The 364-nt window shown below is 48.9% G+C and carries 1 pseudogene; it reads left to right on the top strand.

Annotated elements, in window-relative coordinates:
• Positions 1–189, top strand: a pseudogene (locus ACTHS8_RS10835) (hypothetical protein); the annotation flags it as partial.
• Positions 190–364 lie beyond the last annotated feature (175 nt).

Here is a 364-nt window from a genome sequence, read left to right as displayed (position 1 = left end):
ACCAGGGAAATCAGTATCGCCCACGAATCTCCCGACCTAAATGAGGCGGTGGTCAATATGGATAAGGCAGCCGTTACTCCGACAGCAGAAAGCCTGAATCAAATCCAGCAGACGACGCAGCAGTTTGAATATGAAACGCAACAAAGGCAGTTGGCGCAATCCCAATCGCGCGGGATGATGATTTCGTAAGCGAAGATGTTGAACCGAATCGAAAGGCCGTCTGAAAAACAGTTTTCAGACGGCCTTTTCAGAATACAAGACAAGGAATACTGTGAGAATACTGTGAAAAGGAAACCTTCGGCTCCATCATGGGTACGTTTAAAGAACCGCTCAACCCGTGGATCAACCCCGTCATTGACGCCGC

It is taken from the genome of Neisseria sp. P0016.S008 (genome assembly GCF_051957775.1).
GTDB lineage: Bacteria > Pseudomonadota > Gammaproteobacteria > Burkholderiales > Neisseriaceae > Neisseria > Neisseria flavescens_B.
This window is presented reverse-complemented; position numbering and strand designations above follow the sequence as displayed.